Source organism: Cupriavidus necator A5-1 (genome assembly GCF_000744095.1).
GTDB classification, from domain to species: Bacteria; Pseudomonadota; Gammaproteobacteria; order Burkholderiales; family Burkholderiaceae; genus Cupriavidus; species Cupriavidus necator_A.
The window spans coordinates 1300600-1322090 of record NZ_JQLI01000001.1 but is presented as its reverse complement, the minus strand read 5'-3'; the positions used below and the strand labels follow the sequence as shown (position 1 = coordinate 1322090).

15 protein-coding genes and 6 pseudogenes are annotated in these 21491 nt (G+C 60.6%); 14 read left to right on the top strand and 7 right to left on the bottom strand.

Features of this window, described 5'->3' with window-relative positions; all coding sequences use genetic code 11:
- Positions 1–79: 79 nt before the first annotated feature.
- Positions 80–549, bottom strand: a pseudogene (locus K307_RS05800) (tyrosine-type recombinase/integrase); the annotation flags it as partial.
- On the opposite strand from K307_RS05800, the gene K307_RS47585 reads away from it, so the two are divergent.
- Complete coding sequence (locus K307_RS47585) at positions 509–736, top strand: hypothetical protein (RefSeq protein ID WP_155301092.1); 228 nt, start codon at positions 509–511, stop codon at positions 734–736. The pseudogene K307_RS05800 and the gene K307_RS47585 overlap by 41 nt on opposite strands.
- 75 nt (positions 737–811) lie before the next feature.
- On the opposite strand, the gene K307_RS05795 is transcribed toward K307_RS47585, so the two are convergent.
- Together K307_RS05795 and K307_RS05790 are read right to left on the bottom strand one after the other, a co-directional pair.
- Positions 812–1324 (bottom strand): MarR family winged helix-turn-helix transcriptional regulator, encoded by a 513-nt coding sequence (locus K307_RS05795; protein ID WP_042876909.1) that lies wholly within the window; start codon positions 1322–1324, stop codon positions 812–814.
- A 42-nt stretch (positions 1325–1366) separates the two neighbouring features.
- Entirely contained in the window at positions 1367–1825 is a 459-nt protein-coding gene (locus tag K307_RS05790; protein WP_042876906.1) for a bacteriohemerythrin, read from the bottom strand.
- A 313-nt stretch (positions 1826–2138) separates the two neighbouring features.
- Here K307_RS05790 and K307_RS05785 point away from each other — a divergent pair, with 313 nt between their 5' ends.
- The 6 genes and pseudogenes from K307_RS05785 (at position 2139) to K307_RS05760 (ending at position 8747) form a co-directional block, all read left to right on the top strand.
- A complete protein-coding gene (locus K307_RS05785; protein WP_042876904.1) occupies positions 2139–3458 on the top strand; it encodes a Rieske 2Fe-2S domain-containing protein in 1320 nt (439 codons plus the stop codon).
- Positions 3459–3512: 54 nt separating this feature from the next.
- Positions 3513–4502 (top strand): 4,5-dihydroxyphthalate decarboxylase, encoded by a 990-nt coding sequence (locus K307_RS05780; RefSeq protein WP_042876902.1) that lies wholly within the window; start codon positions 3513–3515, stop codon positions 4500–4502.
- A 51-nt stretch (positions 4503–4553) separates the two neighbouring features.
- A pseudogene (nadC, locus tag K307_RS05775) lies at positions 4554–5416 on the top strand (carboxylating nicotinate-nucleotide diphosphorylase).
- Between the two features lie 15 nt (positions 5417–5431).
- Entirely contained in the window at positions 5432–6403 is a 972-nt protein-coding gene (locus K307_RS05770; RefSeq protein WP_042876900.1) for a PDR/VanB family oxidoreductase, read from the top strand.
- Complete coding sequence (locus K307_RS05765) at positions 6400–7644, top strand: Gfo/Idh/MocA family protein (protein ID WP_042876898.1); 1245 nt, start codon at positions 6400–6402, stop codon at positions 7642–7644. The genes K307_RS05770 and K307_RS05765 overlap by 4 nt, the downstream gene beginning before the upstream one ends.
- 110 nt (positions 7645–7754) lie before the next feature.
- Positions 7755–8747 (top strand): Bug family tripartite tricarboxylate transporter substrate binding protein, encoded by a 993-nt coding sequence (locus K307_RS05760; protein ID WP_042876896.1) that lies wholly within the window; start codon positions 7755–7757, stop codon positions 8745–8747.
- Positions 8748–9109: 362 nt separating this feature from the next.
- On the opposite strand, the pseudogene K307_RS50950 reads toward K307_RS05760, so the two are convergent.
- Positions 9110–9211, bottom strand: a pseudogene (locus K307_RS50950) (recombinase XerD); the annotation flags it as partial.
- A gap of 78 nt (positions 9212–9289) precedes the next feature.
- Between K307_RS50950 and K307_RS05750 the strand changes: the two are divergent.
- The 4 genes from K307_RS05750 (at position 9290) to K307_RS05735 (ending at position 14666) form a co-directional block, all read left to right on the top strand.
- Positions 9290–10933 carry an ISL3 family transposase gene (locus K307_RS05750; RefSeq protein WP_080744909.1) on the top strand — a complete coding sequence of 548 codons (1644 nt, stop codon included), beginning with the start codon at positions 9290–9292 and terminating at the stop codon, positions 10931–10933.
- Positions 10934–11398: 465 nt separating this feature from the next.
- A complete protein-coding gene (locus tag K307_RS05745) occupies positions 11399–11785 on the top strand; it encodes a hypothetical protein (RefSeq protein ID WP_042876891.1) in 387 nt (128 codons plus the stop codon).
- Positions 11786–12105: 320 nt separating this feature from the next.
- Positions 12106–12600: an SgcJ/EcaC family oxidoreductase gene (locus K307_RS45695; protein ID WP_080744908.1), complete on the top strand. Its 495-nt coding sequence runs from the start codon at positions 12106–12108 to the stop codon at positions 12598–12600.
- A gap of 513 nt (positions 12601–13113) precedes the next feature.
- Positions 13114–14666 (top strand): IS3 family transposase gene (locus K307_RS05735; protein ID WP_230625430.1). Its coding sequence is split into 2 segments (ribosomal slippage): positions 13114–13576 and positions 13576–14666, totalling 1554 coding nucleotides; the frame shifts between segments, so codons are not numbered across the junction.
- Here the strand turns inward: K307_RS05735 and K307_RS45690 are convergent.
- Positions 14649–14906 (bottom strand): annotated as a pseudogene (locus K307_RS45690) (IS4 family transposase); the annotation flags it as partial. The gene K307_RS05735 and the pseudogene K307_RS45690 overlap by 18 nt on opposite strands.
- Before the next feature lie 69 nt (positions 14907–14975).
- Here K307_RS45690 and K307_RS05725 point away from each other — a divergent pair.
- Positions 14976–16150, top strand: a protein-coding gene (locus tag K307_RS05725; RefSeq protein WP_230625517.1) for an IS3 family transposase whose coding sequence is annotated in 2 segments (ribosomal slippage) — positions 14976–15243 and positions 15243–16150 — 1176 coding nt in all. Because the reading frame shifts where the segments join, the coding sequence is not laid out codon by codon here.
- Between the two features lie 5 nt (positions 16151–16155).
- Here K307_RS05725 and K307_RS05720 read toward each other — a convergent pair.
- Positions 16156–16491: pseudogene (locus K307_RS05720) on the bottom strand (transposase); the annotation flags it as partial.
- Between K307_RS05720 and K307_RS05715 the strand changes: the two are divergent.
- Positions 16492–16951 (top strand): annotated as a pseudogene (locus K307_RS05715) (SDR family oxidoreductase); the annotation flags it as partial.
- Between the two features lie 668 nt (positions 16952–17619).
- Here the strand turns inward: K307_RS05715 and K307_RS44240 are convergent.
- Complete coding sequence (locus K307_RS44240; RefSeq protein WP_051974686.1) at positions 17620–19515, bottom strand: putative bifunctional diguanylate cyclase/phosphodiesterase; 1896 nt, start codon at positions 19513–19515, stop codon at positions 17620–17622.
- A gap of 1362 nt (positions 19516–20877) precedes the next feature.
- Between K307_RS44240 and K307_RS05700 the strand changes: the two genes are divergently transcribed.
- Positions 20878–21201, top strand: coding sequence for a hypothetical protein (locus tag K307_RS05700; protein WP_042876882.1), 324 nt, complete (start codon positions 20878–20880; stop codon positions 21199–21201).
- Positions 21202–21491: the final 290 nt, after the last annotated feature.

Genomic DNA, 21491 nt, shown 5'->3' with positions numbered 1-21491 from the left:
CCCATTGTATCTAGTGGTTTATCGCGTGGAGCGATTTTAGCAGTCGCGTCCCCTTCGGGGCTTGCCACGCGGGTGCGCCTTACGTCTTCCCGGTCCACCCCATACGATGTCGCTCCTGGGTGGCCTCGTGCCGCGCATCCTCTTCGCTGTGCAGGTAAGCGCTGGTGGTAGCAATCGAGGCATGGCCAAAGTTGTCGCGCACAAAACGCAGGTCGACCTGCTGGTCGGTCATGTGCGAGCAGGCGGTGTGGCGCAGCCAGTGCGCCGAGGCGCTGGCCAGCACTGCAGCCTGCGCCTCCCACTCGGGCCCGCGCGCCCGCAGGCGCCTGGCCGCCATGCCGAACGCTTCCTTGAGGATCAGGTGCAGCGCACCGCGTGACAGGACCTTATCCCGACCCGTCTCACGGCCGATCACCGGCAGCACCAGTGGGGCGTTTCCCCAGGCTGCGGGGTAGGCGCCAGCCCGTGGGCGCGGCGGTAGCGCGCCAGTTCGGCGATCAGCTCGTCGGTGGCCGGCACCAACCGGATCTTGCTGCCCTTGCCGCCGACGCCCGCAGCCCGCCCAGATAGAGAAGCCGCAGCAGGGGTGCTGGTGACGCTGCGCGCCTCGGTGCTGCTATTCGAAATCAGCGTTGCAGCGGTTACTGCCGGCAGTCTTCTCTCGCTGCCTGCGGCAGGTTTTCATCATAACTTTTCATCAATTTTGAGAAATCTCAGAAGGCGTGAGAAGACTTGATGCACGCCTCGCGTAATACGGGCCCGTCAGCCGGCCGGTTCCGACCCCTCGGACACACGAGGGCCGCAGGCTTCCTTATGACTCTTCGATGCCTTCCTGATCTCGGGTCAGGTTGTCTATCATCACCAGCAGCGCCGTGCGTGTGGTAGCGACATCCTCGGCTGCCAGTCGCTGCACGGCGACCGCATTTACCTCCTCGGCCAGCGGGACGAGCGTCTTGCGCAAGCGCTTGCCCAATGGTGTCAGGAACACATAGATGTTCTTGCGGTTGGTCGGTCGGCGCTCCAGTGTCACGTAGCCGAGCGCCTCCATGGTCTGTAAAGCCGTAAACGTGGTCGGCTCCATCACGCCGGCTTCGATGCTAAGTTCGCGCTTGGTAATTCCATCGCGCTCCCAGAGAATCCGCAGGAACGTCCAGTGGCCAAGCTGTACGTCATGCTTTGCAAGCCGGTGCTGAAGGGCGCGCAGGAAGGCCCGGGTTGCATCCTTGACAAGATGCGCCATGCGATCGTTGGGTACATCGTCATGCCATCGGCGAAGGATGCGCTGCGCGACCTCCTGTTCTCTGAGTTCGGACGTTTTCGACATAAGGGCGGACAGCAAAGCCAAAGATGTATTCTGCCATGAGTGTTAGGCGGGCACTACAGCTGAGGCCGTCACAGCACCCCTGCGGAAGACAAGAGGCTTGGCACCGGCAGCCTGCTTCCAGATCCAGTGCGCCAGGGCCGAATCCAGATGCTGAACATGGGCGGGAAACCAGCGCTCGAGTTCGTCCGCAAGCCGTCGGACGACTGCGATGTCGCCGCGTTCCAGCCTGGCCTTCACGGCGGACATCGAAGCCAGCACAGCCGCATGCTCGCCAATATGGCATTTGCGGGGTGGAAAATCTCTTTCCTCCATCAGGCGGTCTTCGTGGCCGAAATGCGCTTGGGCCAGTCGCAGTAGCGCTTCCATAACTTCTGCCAGACCCCCGGCAGGCGTCTCCCGCAACGCGCGTATGAGAACCACGACCTGCCGGTGTTCGTCGTCGATGTCGGGATGCCCGACCAACAGCCCGTCATGCCAGATAAAAGAGTGGTCCGCCGCCATATGCTCTACCTACATTGTTATATTCCTAAGAATATATTAGACGTTCCGAGGGGGAGGGGCAACTGCTTGACTTGGGGCCGGCCATAGCTTTTTCCTCGGCACGGCGCTGGCAGTCCGGCGACTTCATCCTGGCGGTCCCCATTCTGATCAGGCACGGCCATACGCGAGCAATATTAGCCGGCTAAGTATTTTCCCTCGGTTGCACGGTGGCTCCCTTGTCATCGTCGCTTTCCCTCATTATGCTTAGTCACCTAAGTATAAGTCATGGCGAGTACCGGCCTACACCGGTGACGCGTCCTCCAGGAGCCAAGCGATGTTGACGAAGGAAGAGAACGATCTGTTGTGCCGTATCGAAGGCGATGCGCCGATGGGACGGCTAATGCGCAGGCATTGGACCCCGGTTTGCCTGATCGAAGAGGTACCGGAACCCGACGGCGCGCCAGTAAAGGCGCGCGTGTTCGGCGAGGACCTGGTCGTGTTCCGCGACAGCGACGACCGCGTCGGGGTCATGGATGAGTACTGTCCTCACCGCCGGGCCTCACTGGTGTACGGCCGCAACGAGGAAGGCGGCCTGCGTTGCCTGTATCACGGCTGGAAGATGGACGTCGAGGGCAATGTGCTGGAAATGGTGTCGGAACCCACTTCGAGCGGTATGGCCGAGAAAGTCAAGCACAAGGCCTACCCGACCAACGAGTGGGGCGGCATGGTGTGGGCATACATGGGTCCTTCCGACGCCGTACCGGAATTCGTCCCGCCGCGCTGGGCGCCGTCTGCTGATGTCCGCGTGAGCATCGCCAAGGTGCTGCTGCCCTGCAACTGGGCACAGGTCCTCGAGGGTGCGATCGACTCGGCCCACAGCTCCAGCCTGCATAGCTCGGACATGGTCCCGGCCCGCGTCGACGGCGCCAAGGCGACCAGCAGCCTTTGGCTGCGCCCCTCCACCGACAAGGCGCCGCGCCTCCAGGTGCAGCGCGGCGGCTATGGCTTCCGCTATGCGGCGATCCGCCGGCCGATCCATCAGGCGCAATCTCACGACTACGTTCGCTCCACGGTCTTCGTGGCCCCCGCGACCGCGCTGATCCCGCCGAACAACCTCTACAACGTCGCCAATATCAACGTGCCGATGGATGACACCAATACGGCGTTCTACTTCATTGCGTGGGGTCATCCGGCGCAGACACCGGAAACCGAAACCTGGCGCAAGTTCCTGCGCCAGACCGTGGGGGTGGACCTTGACGAGTACTACCGGCCTCTGCGGAACATCGAAAACCGCTTCTGGCAGGATCGGCAAGCGATGAAGGCTGGCAACTTCACCGGGATTTCCGGCTTCCCCAACCAGGATGTGGCCATGTGGCTGACGATGGGCCCGATTGCGGACCGCAGCCATGACCGTCTCGGCGCGAGCGACCTGGCCATTGTCGAATTCCGCAAGCAAATGCTGGAAGCCGTCCGGGCCTTCCAGCAAGGCGGCGAAGCGATCGGCACGGGCAGCCATGCAATTCCCGCCCACATCTGCTCATTCCAGGCCGTCGTGCCAAAGACGGAGGATTGGAGGACTTTTGACGTGACCTATGTATGGCCGGATGGACAAGACCGGCTCGAGTTCGAACCGTCCTATTCGGTCACGGCGTAGATCGCGTTCGCCACGCTGGCCGCCAATGCACAACCGAGACAAAAGCCCCCATCCATGACAAAACTCCAGCTCTCCGTCGCCATGGGCGACTATGACCGTACCCGTGCGCTGCTCGACGGCCGCATCCAGATCGATGGCGTCGCCCCTGTCTACATGACGCTGAACCCGGAAGAGATGTTCTTCCGCGCCATGCGCAGCCAGGATTTCGACATCACCGAGCTATCATTCTCGAGCTACCTGATCAAGCACTCGCGCGGGGACTGCCCCTACATTGCCGTTCCGGTGTTTCTTTCGCGAGCCTTCCGTCACACCTCGATCTATGTGCGCAAGGACCGTATCAGGCGCCCCGAAGACCTGAAGGGCTGCCGCATCGGCATCCCTGAATACCAGCTCACTGCAATCGTGTGGGCGCGGGCGGTCCTGCAGGATGACTTTGGCATCCAACCGTCCGATGTCACGTGGGTGCGGGGTGGCATCGATACGCCAGGGCGCCCCGAGAAGGTGAAGCTGCAGTTGCCGTCCGATGTCCGCGTGGAATCGGCCCCCGAGGGGCGCACGATCTCCGACCTACTCGACCGCGGCGAGATCGACGGGTTCATTGCGCCACGGCCGCCGAGCGCCGCTGCCCTGCGCAACGAGAAAGTGGCGTGGCTCTTCGAGGATCCCACCACCATGGCGAAGGATTACTTCCGTCGCACCGGGGTTTTCCCGATCATGCATGTGGTCGGGATCCGTAAGACCCTTGCCGAGACCCATCCTTGGCTGCCGGGTGCCGTGTACAAGGCCTTCAACCAGTCGAAGGCGTACGCCCTGGAGCAGCTTTCCGATACGTCGGCGACCAAGGTGACCATGCCGTTCGTCGAGGAAATGCTCAAGGCCGCCCGCGAAACGCTGGGCGAGGACTATTGGTCGTATGGCGTCCAGCCCAACCGGCGCACGCTGGAAACATTCGCGCGCCATCACCACGGTCAGGGCCTGTCCGAGCGGCTGGTGGCGGTGGAAGAGATCTTCCATCCGTCCACCTACGAGTCCTACAGCATTTGAGAACACCGCGCGCGCCGGGACACCCGTGCCGCGCGGCTCCCTGGAGTCAAGATGTTCGAGTACAACGAAACCCTGGAGCAGGCGCTGCGCCGCAATGTCGATGACGCACTGCGCGAGGATATCGGCCGCGTCGCCTGGACCGCCCAGCTCGTGCCAGCCGGCAAGCGCGTGCAGGCGCGTGTCATCGCCAAGGAAGATGCGGTGATCGCGGGCCAGCCCTGGTTCGAGTCCTGTGTGGTCAGGCTCGACCCGAACGCATCGGTCAATTGGCTCGCCGCCGAGGGCGCCGACGTGACGGCTGGCACCGAGGTCTGCCGCATCACCGGCGACGCGCGAGCCCTGCTGTCCGCCGAGCGCTCGGCACTCAATTTCCTTCAGATGCTCTCCGGCGTGGCCACCGTCACCCGCAGCTACGTCGAGCAGATCGCCGATGTGTCGCCGAACCCCAAAGGCTGCGCGATGCGCGATACCCGCAAGACCCTGCCCGGCCTGCGCCAGGCGCAGAAGTACGCCGTTCGCATTGGCGGCGCCACCAACCACCGCATGGCGCTGTGGGACGGCATCCTGATCAAGGAAAACCATATCGCCGCGGCGGGCGGGGTGTGTCAGGCGCTTGAGCGTGCGCAGCGCCTTGACGCTGACGTGCCGGTCCAGATCGAAGTGGAAGACCTGAGCGAACTGGACGAGGCCCTGGCCGCCGGCGCCACCAATATCCTGCTGGACGACTTCAGCCTTGACGACATGAAGCGCGCTTTCACCCTGAATGCAGGGCGCGCGCGTTACTGGAGGTGTCGGGCGGGGTCGACCTGGATTCGCTGCGCGCAATCGCCGCGACCGGCGTGGACCGGATCTCCAGCGGCAAGCTGACCAAGGACGTGCGCGCCATCGACCTCTCGATGCGCATCGATGTCTGAAACTGGATGAGAATCATGGCCAATCTACAGCCCCACGCCGATACGCCGATGCTGCTTCGCATCGCGCGCATCCATGATGCCGCGCAGGGCATCCGCAGTCTCGAATTCGAGCAGCCAGACGGGTCGGAATTGCCGCCCTTCACGCCCGGTTCGCACATCAAGGTGCAGGTGCCAAACGGCCTGCTGCGCAAGTATTCCCTGTGCAACGATGCCTCCGAGCGGCATCGATACGTGATTGCCGTGAAGCGCGACGCCCAAGGGCAGGGCGGATCGATGAGCCTGTGCGACGACGCCAAGGAAGGCGATCTGATTCCGGTGGGTGTGCCCGACAACGCATTTGCACTTGTGGACAATGCCAAGGCCTACGTCTTCATCGCCGGCGGAATCGGCATCACCCCGATTCTCTCGATGATCCGCAGCTTCGGCGAGTTGTCGAACGCGAAGTGGAAGCTCTACTACTTTACGCGTTCGCCAGAGACTACCGCCTTCCTGAAGGAACTCCAGGCGCCGGAATTCAAGGGCAAGGTCAAGATCCACCACGACTTCGGCGACCCCGCCAAGGCCTTTGACCTGTGGCCCGTGCTGGAACGGCCGGGCGACACCCACGTCTACTGCTGCGGTCCGCGTGGCTTGATGGAGGCGGTGCGAGACATGTCGGGTCACTGGCCCGCCACCAAGATGCACTTTGAAAGCTTCAACGAAGGCGGCGAGGTGCGCGCCGACGACAAGCCCTTCGACGTGGTGCTCAAGGGCACCGGAAAGCGCTTCCAGGTACCGGTCGGCGTGAGCATCCTGAACGTGCTTCGCCAGCATGGCTGCAATGTGCCCTCGTCCTGCGAGAGCGGCACTTGCGGAACGTGTCGCACCACGCTGGTATCGGGCGAGGCAGACCACCGCGACATGGTTCTCCTGCCGGAAGACTTGGCGCACCAGGTAATGATCTGTGTCTCGCGGGCAAAGAGCACGGAACTGGTGATCGACCTATGAGGACAATTCCCAACAGAAAGGTACGCCTGGGCGTCGTGGGACTCGGCCGCGCGTTCTCACTGATGCTACCGACATTCCTCGCCGATGATCGGGTGCGCATTGCCGCCGCTTGCGATCCGCGTGAGGTGGCGCGCCAGCAGTTTGCGCGGGATTTCAACGCACCCGTCTACGACGACTTGGCGGCCATGGCGTCGTCCCCCGACATTGACGCGATCTACATCGCCAGCCCGCATCAGTTCCATGCGGCTCATGCGTCCCTGGCCGCGGAGAACGGCAAACACCTGCTTGTGGAGAAGCCGATGGCACTCTCCATGGCAGAGTGCGACCAGATGATCGAGGCCTGCGTGCGCGGCGGCGTCCAGATGATTGTGGGTCATTGCCACAGCTTCGACTCGCCTTACTTGCAGGCACGACAACTCATCCAGTCTGGCCGTTTTGGCGCGGTACGCATGATTCACGCGCTGAACTACACAGACTTTCTTTATCGTCCTCGGCGCCCCGAAGAACTCCAGACTGAAGCCGGCGGCGGCGCCGTGTTCAGCCAGGCGGCGCACCAGATCGATATCGTCCGCTTGTTGGCGGGTTCGCCAGCAACACGCGTGAGGGCAACGTTAGGGAGATGGGATCTGGCCAGGCCAACCGAAGGTGCCTATTGCGCCATGCTTTGGTTCGAGGGGGGTGCTTATGCATCACTCTCTTATAGTGGCTATGGGCGATTCGACTCGGACGACTGGAACGGCGGCTTCACGGAAATGGGGTTCCCTGCGCGCGACGCGGACTATGGAAAAGCGCGGCGCAGGCTCGCGGCGATGGGCTCGGCTGAAGAGGAAGCGCGGTTGAAGGCGGCTGGCACGTACGGCGGATCGTCGTGGCAGTCGCCCGTCGGCAATGAACGCCCAGTCGCGAACCAACACTTCGGGCCGGTCATCGTCAGTTGCGAGCACGCGGATATCCGGCCCATGCCAGACGGAGTCTGGATCTATGGCAATACGCAGCGCGAACATATACCGCTGCGGGTGCCTGCGGTGCCTCGGTTCGAAGTGATCGACGAGCTGGTCGATGTCGTTGTTCATGGGCGCAGGCCCCTCCATGACGGTCCTTGGGCGAGGTCCACGCTTGAAGTTTGCCTGGCCATGCTGACTTCGGCGCGAGACGAAAGCGACGTCGTGCTTATCAACCAGAACGTTGCCGCTTCTGGCCCGATCGGCGCTACCCCAGTTGATCAAACGCTTTGCCAGTAACACAAGGTCCCCCATCGAAGGCACCGCATCGCCCAGCCGCTAATGTCGTCGTCAGAACGGCATCGGCAAGCGTCGCCACCTGACCATCGGCCTTAATCAGGAGACAAAACATGAATCGCCCCCACACCTGTCTTGCACGACGCAAGCTCTGCCTAGGCCTCATGGCCGCGGCACTTGTTCCCGCTGTTTCCTCGGCCAGTACGGAACCGTGGCCCGCCAAGCCGATCCGGTTTATCGTTCCCTATGCGCCGGGTGGGTTGCCAGACACCGTGGCGCGCGTCCTGTCGCAGCAACTGACGCAGCGCCTGGGCAAGCCAGTGGTCGTGGATAATCGTCCCGGCGCCAATGGCGTAGTGGCCGCGCAGGCGCTGAAGTCCAGTCCTGCCGACGGCTACACATTCCTGGTGACCGATGGGTCAATGATGTCCATCAACCCGGCGATCTACAAGAACCTGGCGTATGAACCCAAGCGCGATTTCGTTCCCGTATCGCTCGCCGCACGGTCTCCGCTATTTCTGGCCGTCAACGCACGTGTCCCAGCCGACTCGCTCGCTTCCTTCCTTGCCCTGGCGAAATCCAAGCCGGGCATGCTGAACTACGGTTCCTCCGGCATCGGCAGCAGCCACCAGCTCTCGATGGAGGCGCTGAAAGCGGCGCTCAAACTGGATATAAAACACATCCCATTCCGAGGCTCCGGCCAATCCGTTCCCGCCTTGATCGGAGATCAGGTGCAGGTCGTATTTGCCGCTCTGCCTTCACTTTCGGGATTCGTCAAATCGGGGCAGGTCAAAATCCTCGGTACGAATTCGCTGCACCGATCGAGTCTTGCGCCGCAGATTCCGGCAATCTCTGAGGTCGTGCCCGGATACGACTATGCGGTGACAGTGGGCGTGCTGGCTGCGACCGGAACGCCCGACGCCGTGGTGAAGAAGATGGCCGACGCCGTCGCCGAGGCGGTCAAGATGCCGGAGGTGATATCGCAATTCCACGTTGCGGGCATCGAGCCGGTAGGGGGATCGAGCGGCGAGTACGCAAAGGCAATCAGCAACGAGGCGGCGCGCTACGCTGAGGCGCTCAAGGTGGCCAATGTCACGGCTGAGTAGGTCAATGCCGCCGGGTGCTCGCGGCGGTCCGGCTGCACAGCACTGCGTCAGGCCGTGCCCTTCCCCCCGGAGGGGCTGGAATGGTCGGCTTGCCGTAGCGTAGTTGTCATGGCAGAGCAATCGCAGGCCGGCTATGGCCGCTCACAAGTCCTGTTCGAGATTTCGTTGCAACTGGCTGCCGGCGAGGCTATTACGTTGCTGGGGCCCATGCGGCCAGAATCGGTGAGGATGCGGCCAGGGAACAGCATGCCTGGCTGGAAGAGCAGGGCCGCGATCAGGATGGGCATCATTCTCGGATGCGGTCCCCGATCGGTGCGGAAATGCCCTTCGCCTAGTGTGCTGACGCGCTTTACGCCTTGGATGGTCCACCCAATGCGGTGGCGCTCCTGCGTGGCCTCGTGCCGTGCATCCTCTTCGCTGTGCAGGTAGCCGCTGGTGGTCGCGATCGAGGCATGGCCAAAATTGGGGTCTCCTGCACTTTGTGTGACGGCCGCGTTGGGGACTTGATTTCGGGCAGATTTGGCCCTACGTTGATCGTTACCATGAGCCAAGTTCTCGGTGGGATCGATCGTATTCTCGCTCGTGTGGGTAAGCGCGTCGTCTCCAGCGACGCGCGAGGGGAGACCATCACTGTCGAAGCCTGCAGTACGCTTCGCGCGGCACCTTGTCCTGCCTGCCATCGTTGGAGTAATCGACTCCACGGCCGCTATGTGCGCAGGCTGGAAGAACGTCCGATGCTCGAGCAGCCGGTCGTTCTCGCCGTTGAAGTGCGTCGCTTCAAGTGTGCGAACGCCGGCTGTCCCCGTCGTACGTTTGCCGAGAACATCCACGCCTTGGCCGGTCGGCACCAACGTCGTACGCAATCGCAGGCTCGGGCGTTGCACGCGCTGGGCCACGCCCTCGGTGGTGAGGCGGCGGCCCGGCTTGCTAACGTCTTGGGCTTGCGCACCAGTGCCGACACCGTGCTGCGGGAGTTGCGAAGAGCTCCTGGGCGCAAGCGCAAACCACGACCGCGGGTCGTCGGCATCGATGACTGGGCGATTGCGCGCGGTCACCAGTACGGAACGATCATCGTCGACCTGGAGCGACGTGAGCCGATCGAAGTGTTCGCCGGCAGGGAAGCAACTGCGGTGACCGCGTGGATGCGTGCGCACCCATCGATCGAGATCGTCGCCAGGGATCGGGCCGGGGCCTACTCCGAGGCGGTCGACATCGCGCTGCCGGCAGCCAAGCAAGTCTCCGATCGCTGGCATCTGCTGTGCAACCTGCGCGACAACGTCGAGAGGCTGCTGTACCGACTCGGGCCGCAACTGCGCCAAGCCGCGCAGCAAGTCGAGGTCGGTGGCGTGACCCTGGGCCGGCAGGGGGTGCTGAGCCGCAACTCACGCCGGTCATGGCAGCGTCTGAGCGATCAGCGACGCGCCACGCGGCTGGCGCTGTACGAGCGGGTGATGGCGCTACGCGCCCAGGGCGGCAAGATGAAAGGAATCGCGCGCGAGCTCTCAATCAACAATCGAACCGTGCACAAGTTCGTCACCGCAGGGGCTTTCCCCGAGCGTGCACCCAAGGCGCGGGGTCCGACGCCTTTGGATCCCCATCGCAGCTTTATCGAGGAACGAATCGCCCAGGGCTGTCGCTTTCCTGAACTGATCTGGCAGGAACTCAAGCAGCGGGGCTATACGGGGAGTCGCGCCTCCGTGCAGAGTTGCGTGGTCCGACTTCTCTTTCCACAGGGCAAGGCACCGCTTGTCGAGGTACCCGTGCGCACGATGCCGTGCCCGTCGGCCCGGCGCGTGTTCGGATGGCTGGTCGGATGGAGGAAGCTTGCCGTCGAGGAGCCCGGGAGCGCGGACCACGAGCGCTTCGTGCAGGCGCTGTGCAAGATCGAACCCGTGGTGGACGAGGTCCGCAGCCTTGCGCGGGAGTTTCTCGGGCTCATGCACCGGCGAAGTCTGCGGCAGTTCGATCGATGGTTGAAGCGTCTGTCGCGCTGCGACGCTGTGGAAATGCGTAGGTTCGCGCAAAGCCTGCGCGCCGACTTACCGGCTGTGCGGGCGGCCTTCAAGCTGCCATGGAGCAATGGCCAAACCGAGGGTCACGTCAACCGGCTCAAGTTCCTCAAGCGGCAGATGTATGGCCGGGCGACCATCGAACTCCTGCGGATGCGGGTATTGAAGCCAAACTGAACACCGGCCTGCCTTGTCTCGCTGGACAAGCGAGTCCGGTTGCCATCGCAGGCGGGTGAGCGCGTACGGCCAGGACGAGGCTGGTGGGCTCGCCCAGGTTTGTCAACAAGCAGAAGAATGGTGGTAGTGGGGCGGGGGAGACGACGACAAGGTCCTCCACGCGAGTTCGCCGTCGTCACACAAATTGCGGAAGACCAGCGATTACTACAGTTCACGCATATTGGGCTGGTATCTGAATGCCCGGGTGATGAGCCTTGATCCTGCAAATCACAATGTCGCCCTGATGAGACCTCGATTGATGCGATGTCACAGCCGACGGCAGCCGTGCTGCTGCCCGCGCCGCCACGGCTGGGGCGCACAGCTACGGGTCGTGACGGACGGCTTCCGTGGGTATCGCGTGAGGTACGGGGAGTCATAACGCGTTCGTTTATAGCAAGCTTAGACGCATCCACAACAGGAGAAAGCATGGACAGAACAGGCGTATTGCTGATCGCCCTCATTGCGGCGCTATTGCTCGCGGCCTGCGCCGGCGGCGCCAGCGCGGACTACATCCAGGCACAGGAGCCAAAGCACATCCGTTCGGACGCCAGCGTCAGCGACCTGGTGCTCTGCCTGAAGGGGAGACTAAAGGAAGATGCCAGCATCGTCGCCTATCCCGAACCAGGCAAGGTGGACGTGCGTGTCGGCCGCGCCGAAAGCGTCGAGGTTCGCCATTTCTACCTGATCAGCCTGCGCCAGGCCCAGCAGGGCACGGACGTCGAGATCCGCAGTTCCGGGGAGTGGCATCCGCTGATGAGCCCGGGTCGCGTAGCGGGCATGGTGGAGGATTGCAAGCCGGGCACGGCGCGCTGAGGGCGGGGGTGTCCCTCGACCTGCAGGGACCGGGCCACCATGCGCGGGATTCCTGTCCGCATATGTGAACGTTGCCAAAATGCTTCGCTTTCCAAGTGCGAACTCGTTATCGTGCCCTACCACCCGGCGGACGTTAAAACGAGGAAGTCCCTCGCGCGATAGCGTTATTTCGTCTGCTTGGTTTAATTGACGCGTTGCAAAAGGGCGGGTAACTTCGACGTGTACACCCGTACGCAATGCGTTCCGTGCAAACCGAAGCTGGTAGTGCGAGCTTACGGCACGATACGGATCGATTGGTAACGTAAAAAAAAGGACCCAGCATGTCCGCTCGCTCAGCATCGTTAAGCATTGTTTTTGTCCTCAGCACAGTACTGTCGGCTTGTGCAACGACCACAACTGATGACAATGTCGCAAAAGAGCAGGTTGCCGCGGCGACGCGCGCCTGGATCGACGCAATGAGCAGCCACAATCAGGAACAAGTTCTCGCACTGTACGACCCCGAGGCCGTGCTGTGGGGCACCACGTCTGCCACGATTCGTGACAATCCTGAGAGCGTTCGCGAGTATTTCAATTTCCTGCGTACGGCGCCTCCCTATTACAAGGGAGTCCTTGGTGAGCAACGTATCCGTGTGCATGATGACATGGCCATCAACACCGGCACATATACCTTCGTTGGACCGGCCGTTGACGCGGCTGGTAAGCCGGTGAGTCGCCCTGCGCGATTCAGTTTTGTCTATCGCTATCGCAACGGACGATGGCTGATTGTGGATCATCACTCGTCCGCGGTACCAGCACCTGCTGCGCCAACAAAGTAAACCGCCTAGCCACTTTGACAAATGGCGGCGACCGGCTCCTTCCCGTGTATTGCTGCCGCTGGCAGCGCAAACATCACCGGCAGCAACTGGCCGGCTACTGCCGTTGCCGTTTCGCTATCTCTGGGTCAATAAGTCACGATAACGGGGCCTTATCGCGGACCCTCGCGTCCATCGGTAATGCGTACCATTAGCTTCGGCCTTCCGCGTCGCATGCATAATATCGCGGGCCAACTATGACGCATGGTAGCCAGTAAGTTTTCCCCCTCTATGTGAACAACCTCCAGGCGAGGATCTTTACTGATGTCGCCGGGATTGGAACCCTGGTTCGCAATCAGACACTTCCATCCCAAACTTCTGATAGTAATGGGTCCACGAACCCATTTCCTTATACAGAAGTCATGACTCTTCCCGCAGTGCTTGAATGGTGAGCGCGGCGTCCACCCCCGGTGTCAGCATAGTTGTCGTGTTACTGATTTCGATTGACCCAGTCTGGGGGCGGTAGAGTCAGAGTGAATGAGAGCCTATTCAGCAGAGAGAAAGGAAGCGCTGTTGCGCCGCATGATGCCTCCTGAGAACGCGTTGGTGTCGGCGCTGGCAAGGGAGACGGGGATCACTGAGCAAACGCTGTATGCTTGGCGTCGACAGATGAAAGCGCAAGGAGTCCCGGTGCCGGGAGATGGAAAGAACCCCGAGGCCTGGTCCTCGGCAGACAAGTTTGCGGTGGTGCTGGAAACCGCGCCGCTCAATGAAGCGGAATTGGCCGAGTATTGCCGCCGCAAGGGTCTTTACGCCGAGCAGATCGCTGCCTGGCGAGAGGCCTGTCGATCGGCCAATGCCAACGCAGGTGAGCAGGCGCGAGAGCAACGGCTTCAGTCGAAAGGTGACAAGAAGCGCATCCAGCAGCTTGAGAAGGAATTACAGCGAAAGGAGAAGGCGCTGGCGGAAGCGGCCGCGTTGCTCATCCTGAGAAAAAAAGCCCAGGCGATTTGGGGAGAAAAAGAGGACGACTGATCAGCGTCCCAGATCGCCGGTTGTGTATATCGTTGATTCGAGAGGCAGAACGCTCAGGCTGCCGACTGGCCCACGCTTGCGACGAGTTGGGTCTGAGCTTGCGCACCTTCCAGCGCTGGGTTCAGGAGGGCGATGAGGTGGTCGCAGATGCTCGCACCACCACTGAGCGGCCAGCGCCAGCCAACAAGCTCAGCGAGCCGGAACGCCAGCTAATTCTTGAGGTAGCCAACAGCGTGGAGTTTGCCAGTTTGCCGCCCAGCCAAATCGTCCCGACGCTGGCGGACCGCGGCCAGTACGTGGCCTCGGAGTCGAGTTTTTATCGTGTCTTGCGTAGTGCGTCGCAGCAGCATCACCGTGGTCGTGCGCGCAAGCCCTCGGCCCGGGTGGTGACCAGCCATTGCGCCACCGGACCCAATCAGGTGTGGAGCTGGGACATCACCTGGATGCCAGCGGAAATCAAGGGACAGTATTACTACTGGTACATGATGCTGGACGTGTTCAGCCGCAAGATCGTCGGTCACGAAGTGCATCGGGCGGAATCGGCGGAGTTGGCGGCGTTGCTCATGCGGCGATCCAGTTTGGCCGAAGGTCTGGCTGGACGTCCTCTGGTTCTGCACTCGGATAACGGCGGTCCAATGAAGGGCGCGACGATGCTGGCCACCCTGGAAAACCTGGGGGTGGTCGCTTCGTTCAGCCGGCCGCGCGTGAGCAATGACAACCCCTACGCCGAGTCGCTGTTCCGGACCTGCAAATATCGGCCGGACTACCCGCGCCAGGCATTCGGCAGCGTGGACGAGGCACGCGCATGGACGCAGCGATTCGTGCGTTGGTACAACCACGAGCACAAGCATAGTGGGCTGAAATTCGTGACACCGGCGCAGCGCCATAGCGGTATATCCGCAGCGGTGCTGGCTCAACGAGAAGCGGTCTATGCAGAGGCGAAGGCCAGAACGCCAGAGCGTTGGTCAGGGTCGACACGGAACTGGAGCTTGGCCGACAAAGTCTGGCTCAATCCGGAACGGATTGAGCCAGCAGAACTAAAGCAGGTTGCGTGAGGTGACGCGACAAGTACGTTGACAAACGCCGTCCATGGTTCGCTGCGTGCCGATCCAGATCGTCTTAGCGCCGGGCTCGCCATCGCTCTTGCGCCCGAGGAACCCACCCAGGGAAGCAACCAACCGAATCATCTGATTGAGTGTGACTGCTGTCTTCGGGCGGGCCTTCTTGGCGAGCACGTATGCCCCCCGAATCTCGTCGGCGTCGAAGAATAGGGACGCATTCAGATCCGGGCAGGTTGTGATGGTCTAATTTCCTCGGACAGGTCGATAGGAGGACAATCCTGAATCGACGAGGAAAAGAGATAGATGACAAGAAGGCGCCGACAATTTGACGCCAGCTTCAAGCTGGAAGTGGTACGGATGGTACGAGACCAAGGATTATCGGTCGGCGAGGTTTGTCGGTCGATGGAGCTTGGTGAGTCGGCCGTTCGGCGCTGGATGGCGCAGTACGACGCGGAGTGCGCCGGCGGACCTGGCGTGGGCAAGCCGCTGACGGCGGAACAGCAGCGCATCCGGCAATTGGAGGCGGAGAATCGGCAACTGCGCGAGGACAATGCCTTGCTAAAAAAAGCGTCGGCCTTCTTTGCACGGGAACTGAAGTGAGCTACCGCGTGGTAGCCCACTTGCAACGGGAGGCCGTATCGGTCAGTGACGCCTGCCGGGTATTACAGGTGAGCCGCTCCGGCTACTATGCGCACCGCCGCGCGAAGCCGAGCACGAAGGGTCTGCAGGAACAGACCCACGTCAAAGCGGCGTTCACCGCCAGCGGCGCGAGCTACGGCAGCCGGCGTGTCATGCATGCGGTGCGGGCACAAGGGCTGCGCCTTGGCCGCTACCGGATTCGTACGCTGATGCGCGAAGCGGGCTTGCGTGCGAGCTGGAAGCGTAAGTTCGTGTCGACGACCGACAGCAAGCACGCTCTGCCAGTGGCAGAGAACGTGCTGAATCGGCAATTTAACGTGGCCGAACCGAATCGGGCCTGGGTTTCGGATATCACCTATGTCCGCACGGCCCAGGGCTGGCTGTATCTGGCTGTCGTGCTGGACTTGTACTCGCGCAAGGTCGTGGGCTGGTCGATGGCGCCGACCATGCCGGCCGATCTGGTCATGTCGGCACTGATCATGGCGCTGCAGCAGCGTCGGCCAGCGCCGGGACTGGTGCTGCACTCGGACAGAGGCAGTCAGTACGCGAGCGCAGAGTATCAGGCTTTGCTGGCACGCCATCAGATTTGCAGCATGAGTCGAAAAGGCAATTGCTGGGATAACGCGGTGATGGAGCGGTTCTTCCTGAACCTGAAGATGGAGCGCGTGTGGCAGCGTCAATACGCCAACCACGACGAGGCCCGGCGCGACATTACCCATTACATCGTTGGCTTTTATAACCCGGTGCGTTTGCACTCAACCCTGGGGTATCTGTCGCCCGCTGCCTACGAGGCGAAATCGACAGTGAAACAACCTATCTGCCTGTCCGAAATAACTTGACCACTACAGGTTCTGCCCAACCGCATCAAGCGGGCAATGCGCCACGCCACCACCATGTACAGCGCCAAGGCCCGCTCCACACGATCCATGTGCGAGAGCTGTAGCGCTTCGACCTTGCAGCCGGTCTTCAGGACATGGAAAAACATCTCCACTTCCCATCGGGCTCCGTACCAGTCGACGAGTTCGATGACAGCATCGGCGTCCTGCGCTTTTCGGTTCGTCAACAACCGCCAAACCACTGGCTTGACGCCTGCAGGGGTTCCGATCTCCCTGGCCTCTACACAGGTGAGCGCAGGGGCATCCAGACCGGGCAGCCTCATACGCTTTGCGCGTAGCTCCTCAGCTTCAAGAAGTTGGACAAAGTCAATTGGGATGCGGTCATGCGAACCAATCTCGACTCGGTGTTCAATATGACGAAGCCGGTGTGCGAGGAGATGGTGAGGCGAGGCTGGGGCCGCATCATCAGCATATCCTCAATCATCGGCTCCAAAGGCGGCTTCGGCCAAACCAACTACGCTGCAGCCAAAGCCGGAATGCATGGCTTTACGAAGTCATTGGCACTCGAAGTTGCGAAGAGTGGTGTGACGGTCAACACCGTTTCGCCTGGCTTCATTGGCACCAAGATGGTAACCGCCGTGCCACAGGAGATTCTCGATACCAAAATCATCCCGCAAATTCCTGTCGGCCGTCTTGGGAAGCCGGAAGAAGGGGGGGGCATTGATTGCGTATCTATGCTCGGATGAGGCGGCGTTCGTGACCGGCGCGAACATCGCCATCAACGGCGGGCAGCACATGCAGTGAGGCCTGATGGGCCGTCCAGCGCTCCACACAGGCCGGAGCGCTGGACATAGTCTGCTTTGACCGGAAGGAACCAGTGCGGCCTTCCTGCGGGCAGCTAGGCGTGGTGGGTATCTCTGTCCTGTGTCGAGCCAATGACAGAGGCGTCTGAGCAACACAATAGTTAACCCTGATATTAGGGTTATCTAATTCGCCTTTAAATTGAGCGCTGTAGGCCCACTACCACCCGCGCTGCCACCCTCGGCAACGCGGGTTCTTTTTTTGTAGGCGGTCGGCCCCTGTTCAGCCCTCGCGCGCCGGCGTCTTCGCTCAGTGTACTCATTGCTCTAGCAGGCGGGAGGCGCTGGGTTCTGCCTCGCTTGAATGGCGCAGGGAACACCGCGCTGGTTCGAATGTGGGCGTAGGCTTGCTTCGGACTGGTTTCCGGCCAGGCTGCGAACAAGCCGATTCTGCTGGCAGCCGGTTGAATCAGGCTCTGCTGGTCCGATGACTGTCAGAATCCCCTTGGAGGCACCGCTGCACTGCAATGCGCTTCCTTCTGCACCTAGCATCGCGGGCGAAGCTGATGGCCAGGTCAATCTTGTCCGGTATGGGGTTCCGTACATCTTCCAGGGAGGGTCGGTCACGCTCACCAGGGCGGCTCCCACCCTGAAATGATGGAGAGGGGCTGCTCAGTCGGCCAGCCAGCGAGAAGCCAAGTCATCCGGCGATAGTGGATGGGCGAAATAAAATCCTTGACCAAGCTGGTAGCCAAAATTCCTTAGAATTTCAAGCTGCCCCGCGGTCTCTATGCCTTCAGCAAGAATCGTCAGTCCTAAACTACTCCCCAAAGCGAAGATGCCACCGCAAAGCGAACGACTATCTCTGTTATGTTCGATGTCTTTGACGAAGCTTTTATCGATTTTTAAGCAATAAAAAGGTAATCCTTTTAGATAGGCTAAATTTGAATAGCCAGTCCCAAAATCGTCAAGTGCTAGCCTGAATCCGAATCCTCGAAGGCGTTCAAGTAGCTTCCTTGCCAGGAGAGGGTCCATCATTACAGCGGATTCAGTGAGTTCAAATTCGATTGCGGAAGTGGAAATTTCGTGTCGCCGGACACATTGCAATGCCAGTTCAGGGAACTGACTATCCAGTAACTGCTTGGCTGACAGGTTTACTGCAACGACTGGCGCTGATAACCCTTGTCGTCTCCAGACGTTAATTTGGGCGCAAACTTGCTCAAGCATCCATGCACCAAATTCATTAATAAGATTGCTGCTCTCCGCAACAGGAATGAACTCCGACGGACTAATCTTTCCAAGCTCTCGGGAATCCCATCTGCACAGCGCTTCGACGCCGGCAAGCTTTCCCGTGGCAAGGTGCGCCTTCGGTTGATACACGACGCGAATCTCATCTGTCCGCCTCAGCGCATGCTGTAATGCCGACTCAAGTTGCAGTTGTCTTACGGCAGAAGCTTCCAGCTCGCTGCTGAAATATTGAAGGTGACCGTCTCCTCGTTGAGTTGCTACTCGAAGAGCTTGGTCGCTCTGGGATATGAGTGTCGAGGAAGATGTGCCATCTGACGGGAAAATGCTCACCCCGATGTTCAGCGGAAGATAGACGGCCTGTGCACCGAGCGAAATGGGTCGACGGAAGGTGGCATGAAGTTCATCGGCTAAGGCCGAGGTAGTGCGCTCCCCAATATTCTCTAGGTAAAGACCGAACGTATCGCTATCAAGTCTTCCTAACGGCGTCTGTGTTGCGAGGCCGCGCAACCGGCTACCTACCGTGGCGAGGAGGATGTCTACCGCTTGTGAACCGATGGCATCGCTAATTTCGCGAAATCGATGAAGGCCGATGGTTATAACCGCCAATCTGGCGTCGGATGAAGTTTGGTGGCGATTCAATGTCTCTTGTAAGGCAATCGTGAAGCCAGCCCGATTCAGCAAGCCCGTCGCTGTGTCGTGAGTCATCATTTCCTTTGCCAACTCGTGCTGGGATTCCAGCACCTGACGCAGATTCCGTCGCTGTTGGGCCATGATGAATAGGCTACCGGAGACGGTGGTCACCAAGAACTGCGCCACAGGCATGAGGACGTCATTTAAATCCTTACCACTTCTCACTTCAGCAAGTTGAATGGCACTCCATTGGATTAAACTTGCCCACAATCCGCCTGCAATCAAGTGGAACCCGGACACCGTATCTCCGTTTCGGAAACGCGCTGGCAGAATGCGAGGTAAGGAGACAAGACCGATGTACGTCACGACCAGTGCCGCGATACCTATCCCCGTGCCGACGCCGCCAATCCAAAATCGCGTCATGACGCCCACCGCTGCCACAAGCAATGCGGGAACGGTGCCACCAAAAAGGACCGCCAGCGTCAGCAAGGTTCCGCGCATATCCACAATTACCCCTGGGGCTTGCATGGCAGCGGTAACAAGCGTGACCCACATGGCGAGCCCGAACAGAATAGCTAAGTGGACTTGCACACCTCGCTGATTGGGTAGCCAGGTGCGTATGGCCAAATAGGCTGCGCTAAGCGCTATCGGGGTCAGGGCCGAAAGAATTGCCGTCGACAGGTTTTCCATCCGGACTCGAAGGAAGTTTTAAGCAGTCCTGGTGCACTCACGAAAGCCGCATTCATGTGCGGGGGAGGCAGCCAGTTCCTGCTGCAGACGTATTGTTCTAGCAGCTCGCCAGGCGATGCTACTTATTATGAAACGGTGACGCGCATGTTAGCCGACACTACAGGTCCTCGGGAATGTCCCTCGGCGCGTCTGCCATCAACCGCAACCCTTGTGCCCGGATGCGCAGCTGAGTGAGCGGCGAAACTTCGAAAACACAAGGACATGAGCCTAGCTTTCTTAGGCCCCGTGTTGCGCGCCGAAATATGAAATCAATCTCGCTCTCGGGAAAGTCGCCAAGGTCGCGGTATGCCGCTCGCATTCTGTCCAAGAAGGATTCCCGTTCGGCCTCGGCTAGCGCAACCATGCTAGCCAGCAGGGACCGGGCGTGCCATCGTAGCCAGCGCTGCCTCCACAGCTTGTAGTTCTCATCCACCAATTGCTCTCCGGTGCTGCCGGCGCCAATTGTCACGTCGCACTTGAAGTCGCGATGGCAGTGAACCAGCTTTAGAAAGCATCATAATGTGTGATACATTGCGCTGCAACAAAGTGCTCCAGACTAGAGACCCTACCAAAGAGGGGTGCATAAGTTTTGCCGCCGTATGTCGGAGGGGTAGACTGCTGGCCAGTTTTGTTGGGGGTCTGCCATTGCAAGTGGGGACTGTGTCCAAGGGCTGCTCCGGGATCACCCGATTTAGTTATCGAACCCTCAGTGCTACTCGGTGTCTATCGGGAGCCCGCTGGAAGCATGTCATGCCATCGATGTGGGGTAGTCAGTCGCTCTACAACGTATCGTGCCTTAGCTACGTCGGCTTTGCGGACCCACTCGTTCAAAAGCCATACCGAAGACGGGGGCAGGCAGCATTTGATGGTTCCCTCGCTGAGGGCTTTTTGCAATCACCGCGCCACTTTTCGGCCCTATCCAGAGCCAACCCGGCTCGCGACCTCCGTTCACCCTGGTCACCACCATCGAGCGTTGCCGGAGCGGTATCTTTGGCTGCATCAGACTTGATGCCGAAGCCGCCGGGCGTGCTGAGGCGCTGTCGGCCGGCACTTCTGCTACCTTCTCCCCCTTAGCAACGAGAATTCGGGGGCGTCGGAGGGTCACTGAGTTCGTTGTGGAAGGCTTGAGCCGACGAACACCTGAATGGGTAGCGGTACGGTTTCCAGTTCATTAGGTCTCTCCTGCTCCGCTGACACTGGGCTATGAAGCATCGGGCCGTAGTCCGGCGTGGTCCGCTCTGGAACACCCGCATGCGCTTTTTGCCAAAGAGAGTCGGCTGACTTAAGCTGCGGGCGTTTGCGATTTCAATAGTTGAACACATCATGCCTGTGAGCACCATTGCACCTGTCGATGTACAACCGCTCGTCACGCTTGAGCGCTGGCGGGTCCGCGAAACAAGGTCGGGTCAACGACATTTTGTGGGGTACTGCGTCGAGAACAAGGAGAACCGCGTGAGTAGCGCAATCCAATCCTTCGACAGCGGCACAGGTGTCGGCGTAACCTCAAGCGGGCGGCGGTATTTGCTGTCAGGCTCGCCATGCTTCGATGGTGAGGCTAGGCGTATTTGGGAAGAGTGGGCTGACAAGAATGGCATCGGCGACACCAAGGATGTCAGCATGGAATTCATGGCGCCACGCAAGCTGTGAGCGGCTTCTTTTCGACGCCGGGCGGCTCGCGTTCCCCATCCTGTCGACGCGGACCAGCGGGGACGAGTTTTCGGCGCAAAGGCGGTCTTTGAGCTACTGCGTGCGGGGCTTATCTAATGTGTGTGCTGAGCTTGCCAGTGGACGCGATGTTCCGCCGTCGGCGGCGATGCGTCCGTCCAAGGAAACGAGCAAGGGCACGGCCGCCCAAACGAGTATGTGTCATAACCGGCCCTCATGCTGGACATGACGCAGGCGATGGAGCATGGGAGGCTCGGGTCTAATGCAGCCAC